At 68.9% G+C, this 4,194-nt stretch carries 2 protein-coding genes and 1 pseudogene; 1 reads left to right on the top strand and 2 read right to left on the bottom strand.

All coding sequences use genetic code 11. The annotated features are described in order from the left end of the window. Nucleotides 1–817, top strand: a pseudogene (locus ACWKY3_RS13860) (elongator complex protein 3); the annotation flags it as partial. Between the two features lie 53 nt (nt 818–870). Here the strand turns inward: ACWKY3_RS13860 and cydC are convergent. Both cydC and cydD read right to left on the bottom strand, forming a co-directional pair. After that, the gene (gene cydC / locus ACWKY3_RS13855; RefSeq protein ID WP_449316981.1) at nt 871–2,631 is read right to left on the bottom strand and encodes a thiol reductant ABC exporter subunit CydC; all 1,761 of its coding nucleotides are present in this window, start codon (nt 2,629–2,631) and stop codon (nt 871–873) included. Continuing rightward, on the bottom strand, nt 2,628–4,194 hold a 1,567-nt coding region (gene cydD, locus ACWKY3_RS13850), incomplete at its 5' end, for a thiol reductant ABC exporter subunit CydD (protein ID WP_449316980.1). The genes cydD and cydC, both read right to left, overlap by 4 nt.

Raw genomic sequence — 4,194 nt, 5'->3', positions numbered from 1 at the left:
CTTGTTCGGATTCAAGATCCACGTGCATTTCATGGCCAACCTCTACGGCGCGAACCCCGAAGGCGACAAACGCGACTACGAGCGCCTCGTCGCTCAGCCCGACTACCTGCCCGACGAGGTGAAGATCTACCCGTGCGCCCTGGTGGCGAGCGCGAGTTTGCGCGCGCGTCATCAGAGCGGGTCGTGGCGGCCGTACTCAGAGGAGGAGCTTTTGGACGTGCTGACCGCCGATTTGGCCGTCACGCCGCCCTACACGCGCGTCTCGCGCATGATCCGCGACATCTCGGCCCACGACATTATGGTGGGAAACAAGAAGATCAACCTGCGTCAGCTGGTGGAGCGCCGGATGGACGAGCGCGGCGTGCGCAGCGCCGAGATCAGGGGACGCGAGGTGCGGGAGGCGGACGTGGACGCGTCCTCGCTTCGCATGTCGCAGATCGCCTACGCCACCTCCGTGAGCGAGGAGCGCTTCTTCCAATGGACAGACGGCAAGGGGCGCTTGGCCGGGTTCCTGCGGCTTTCGCTTCCCGACCAAGACGCCCTCGCCCGCCTGGGCGACCAGGCGCCCGTCGGGCTAGGCGAGGCCATGATCCGCGAAGTGCACGTGTACGGCAAGACGGTCGGCCTGCATCGCAGCGGCCAGGGGGCGCAGCATCGCGGCCTGGGGCGGCAGCTGATCGAGGAGGCGTGCGCCGTATCCGGCGCCGCCGGATACGCGCGCGTCAACGTCATCAGCGCGGTGGGCACGCGCGCCTACTACCGCGCGCTGGGGTTTTTCGACAACGGCCTGTACCAAACCCGCGACCTTGCATCATGAGGCGCAGGCCGGCAAGGCGCCCTCCGCCCGCCGGCCGCGCTGCCCCGCATGCGTCAAGGCGCAGGCGCTGCCGCCCCGCGGTCGAAGGCGAGGAGCGTGCGGTAGCGCTCGCTTGCGCGCGCAAGCTCCGCAGGCGACCCGTCCAACGCCACGCGGCCCTCCTCCAGAAACACCACGCGGTCCATGGCCGACACGCCCTGCAGATGATGCGTGATCATGATGACGGTCCGCCCCTCCAAAACCTCGAAGAGCGTTTCGAGCAGATCGCGCTCGGTCACCGGGTCCAGCCCCACGGTCGGCTCGTCCAAGATGACCACGGGCGCGTCCTGCAGCAGCACGCGCGCAAGCGCCACGCGGTGCCGCTCCCCGCCGGAAAATCGCAGGCCCGCCTCGTCCACCATGGTGTCCAACCCCTCGGGCAGGCGCGAGAGCAGGCCGGACAGGCCCACGCTCGCAAGTGCCGTGCGGATGTCGTCGTCGCTTGCGTCCGCGCGCCCTATGCGCAGGTTCTCGCGCAGCGTCATGTTGAACAGGTAGGTGCGCTGCTGGATGACCCCCACGTAGGAGGGCATGGCCTCGCCGAACCGCACGGTGGGAACCCCCGCCAGCGTCACGCTCCCGCAAACCGGGGCGGCGTCCCCGCGCACCAGCGCGGCGAGCGTGGACTTGCCCGCCCCGCTGCGGCCGAGCACGGCCACCTTCTGCCCCTGCGGCACGAACAGGTCAAGCCCGTCGAGCACCATCTTGTCGCTGCCGGGATAGCGGTAGGCCGCGCCCTCGATCCGCACGTCGAAAGGCCCCGAGGGAACGGGCGGCTTTTCCGCATGGTCGTCAACTTCGGGCAGCGCGTTGAGCCGCTGCACCGAGTCGCTGAAGGAAAACGCGTCCACCGCCGCCGACGAGAGCGGCGCGAACGCGTCGATGAGCGGGAAGAAGCCCAGCACGAACGCCGCAATCCAGTTGGCCGCGTCCGTCCCCTGCCCGCCGAAGCGCCCCGCCGCCCACATGAGCACAACGACGGCCGTCGCCCCGAAAAGCACCTGCAAAGCCACGTCCCGCCTGCGCGAAAACCGCTGCTCAGCGCGCACAAGCTCCTTCATGGCGGCCTCGGAGGCGCGGTAGCGCTCCAGATACGCCCCGCAGCGCTGCGAGAACACCCAGTCAGACACGCCCAGCACGTTGTCGGTCAGCTCGGCGTACAGCTCGTTTCTGCACGCCTTGATGCGCATGCGCCGCGCCCCGCACGCGATCACGGATACGAGCGGCGCGAGCACGACCACCGCCCCCAGCGTCAGGAAAAGCGCCGCCAGCAGGGCTAAAGAGAGAAAGCCCGCAATGGCCAGCAGCGCGAACCACACAAGCAGGGCCACCACCGAGGGGAACACCGTGCGCAGGTAGAGGTTTTGCAGATGCCCGATGTCCTCGGACAAAAGCCCCAACGCGTCTCCCGTGCGACGCGCCGTGCGGAACACGACGGCGTCCTTCTCCATGGCGCGGTAGAGCGCAAGGCGCAGGCCCGAGGTCATCCGCAGCACCCAGTCGTGGCTGGCCAGGCGCTCGAAGTAGTGCAGGACCGGCTTTCCTATGCCGAATATGCGCACGAAGATGAGCGGAAGGTTGAGCGCCAAGACGGACTCCGGCACGGCCGCGGCGGCGCTGATGAGATAACCCGAGGTCACCATGAGCCCGGCCGCGAAGGCGAACGTCGCCGCGCCCAGCAGCAGCGCGAACGCGAGCGTTTTGCGATAGCGCTTGAAGAAGGGGCGCACCCAGCGGTCCTGGCGCCACGTGCGCGCGAACTCCGCCGTCCTCATGCGGCCTCGCCCCCCATCTGCAGGGCGAGCCGCGCGTAGGCGCCCCCGGCGCCTGCCAGCTCGGCGGGATCGCCCGCCTCCACCACGCGCCCGTCCTCCACCACTAGCACCGTGTCCATGTCGACCATCCAGTGCAGCCGATGCGTGGCGAAGAACACGAGCCTGCCCCTCATAAGCGGCAGCATACGCTCTTTGAGCTCCAGCTCCGTCTCTATGTCCAGATGCGCCGTCGGCTCGTCGAACAGCAAAACGCGGCGCTCCCCGTCCAGAAACGCGCGCGCCAACGCCACCCGCTGCGCCTGGCCGCCCGAAAGCGCGCGGGCGCCCTCGCCCACCAGCGTGTCAAGGCCCTGGGGCAGTTCGGCCACCAGGGCGTCCAGGCCCATCGCGGCCACAGCGCGCTCCACGTCGGCCTCGGATGCGTCCGGGCAGTAAAACGCCACGTTGTCGCGCAGGGTGGCGTGGAAGATGTAGGGGTTTTGCGGGATGTAGGCGATCTGACGCTGCCAGTCGCTCCGATGCAAATCGCCCACCTCGACGCCCCCCAGGACAAACAAGCCCGCCTCGGGGCGCGAGAATCCGGCCACAAGCCCCACAAGCGTGCTCTTGCCCGCCCCGCTCGCGCCCACGATGCCCACCCGCGCGTTGCCCCGCACCGAGAACCGGACGTCGTCGAGCACCCGATGGTCGGCGTAGGAGAAGCCCACGCCCCGCGCCTCGAACGTCGCCCGCTCGCTCCACAGGGGAAGGGCGGCCGCGCCCCGGAGCGCCGCGTCGTCCGCCGCCGGCTCCTCCTCGACGATCTCCAGCACCGACCTCAACGCGTTCTTGCCGTCGAGCGAGGCGTGGTAGTCGGCGGCGAACTCGCGCACCGGCTTGAAGTACTCCGGCACCATGATCAGCACCGCGAGCGCCGGGAAGAACGGCAGCGCCCCGTCCACCAGCCGAAAGCCCAGCATGATGGCCACGGCCGCCAGCGCGCCGGTGGCGAACAGGTCAAGCACCGAGCTTGACAAAGTGGCGACGCGCAGCGTCTTCATGGTGGCCTCGCGGAAGCGCTCGCTCGCCTCGTAGATGCTCGCCCCGAACGAGCGGCCCCGGCCGAACAGCTTGAGCGTGTCGATGCCGCGCAATGCGTCGACGAAGGTGTTGGACAGCGCCTGGAAGGTCGCGTGCTGCTTGGCCGCCTCGTCTTGGGCCGTGTGCCCGAGGATCACCATGTACAAAACGATGAAGGGAAACATCGCAAGCGCGATGACGCCCGACACCCAGTCAAGCGGAAAGATCCACAGCAGGAGCACCAGAGGAACCGCCACCACGCCCACCGCCTTGGGGAGGATGAGGCGGATGTAGGTTTCCACCTGGTCGATCCCCTCCACGACAAGCGTGGCCACGTTGCCGGTGCCGCGCGCCTGCACCACGCCCGCGCCCCCTTCGAACACCCGCAAAAGCAGCCGCCGGCGCAGCTCGTCTGCGCGCTCGGAGGCATAGCGCTCCAGATGCGCCTCCTGCACCGACGCGAGGAGCTGGCGTCCGACAAAGCAGGCCAGAAACACCGCGACA

Source organism: Rubneribacter sp. (assembly GCF_965361815.1).
This window is presented reverse-complemented; position numbering and strand designations above follow the sequence as displayed.

Coding starts and splice junctions, on each gene's coding strand:
- cydC (WP_449316981.1), bottom strand. CDS start 2,631: ATGAGGACGGCGGAGTTCGCGCGCACGTGGCGCCAGGACCGCTGGGTG.